A 1,000-nucleotide genomic window follows, 5' to 3' on the forward strand; every position below is an offset into this window, starting at 1 on the left:
GTAAGCGTCCGGCGAAGACCGTCTTCCCGCCGTCTGAGGCTTCAGTTTAGCTGCCCTCCGTGAAGCGGGCACTGTGGACGTGTCCGCGTGGAGGACAGATGGACACGTACACTCTTTCGCAAGCGTCAACGTCAAGCGTGAGTCGCGGAGACGGTAAACCGCGCCGGCGACTGCGCACCGTTGAGGAGAAGACGAAGATTGTGCAGGAGACGCTGGCGCCAGGCGTCTCCGTCGCAGAGGTCGCACGCCGACACGGCTTGAACGCGAACCTGTTGTTCAACTGGCGCCGTCAGTACCAGCAGGGCGTGCTGGAGAACCGCACGCCGCAGCCGCGCGCGGTGAAGCTACTGCCGGTCAAGGTCGCGGAGCCGGTGAGTTCGGCGAGCCCGCCGGCGACGGGCACGATCGAGATCGAGTGGCCCGATAAGGTGCGAGTACGGCTTGTCGGCGAAGTCTCGATCGAGCAGCTTACGACAGTGCTCGCCGCACTGGCGCAGCGCCGATGATCGGGCTTTCCGCCGGGACGAAGATCTGGATCGTCTGTGGCGTGACGGATATGCGCAAGGGCTTCGATGGGCTTGCCGCAGTCGTGCAGCTGAAGCTGCGCGAGGATCCGTTCTCGGGCCAGCTCTTCGTGTTCCGAGGCCGTCGCGGGGACCGGGTGAAGATCTTATGGTGGGACGGCGACGGGCTGTGTCTGTTCGCGAAGCGGCTCGAGCGCGGCCGCTTCGTGTGGCCGCGCGCGGAGGATGGCGTCGTGCACTTGTCGCAAGCTCAGCTCTCGATGCTGCTTGAAGGCATCGACTGGCGACGTCCTGTTCGCACGCAAGCGCCGCAGCTCGCGGTGTAGCAGCTTTAGGTTCTCCTGCATGCAGAAGTTGTCGCGCACGACGGAGGTCGTGCGCGTACAATGCGCGCATGGCGAAAGCGGCGAAGACGGTCGAGCTCCCGAACGACATCGAGAGCTTGAAGCGTCTGGTGATCGAGCAGCAGGCGCTGC

At 64.7% G+C, this 1,000-nt stretch carries 2 protein-coding genes; both read left to right on the top strand.

Annotated features, from left to right (window positions below; translation table 11 throughout):
- Window positions 1–137 precede the first annotated feature (137 nt).
- A complete protein-coding gene (locus VF202_13860; GenBank protein ID HEX7041198.1) occupies window positions 138–506 on the top strand; it encodes a transposase in 369 nt (122 codons plus the stop codon).
- The gene (gene tnpB, locus VF202_13865) at window positions 503–850 is read left to right on the top strand and encodes an IS66 family insertion sequence element accessory protein TnpB (GenBank protein HEX7041199.1); all 348 of its coding nucleotides are present in this window, start codon (window positions 503–505) and stop codon (window positions 848–850) included. Before VF202_13860 ends, tnpB begins: the two co-directional genes overlap by 4 nt.
- Window positions 851–1,000 lie beyond the last annotated feature (150 nt).

This window comes from Trueperaceae bacterium (assembly GCA_036381035.1).
In the GTDB taxonomy this organism is placed as follows: Bacteria; Deinococcota; Deinococci; order Deinococcales; family Trueperaceae; genus DASRWD01.

Excerpts from the sequence above, each read along its gene's own strand:
- tnpB (HEX7041199.1), top strand. The coding sequence starts at position 503 with ATGATCGGGCTTTCCGCCGGGACGAAGATCTGGATCGTCTGTGGCGTG.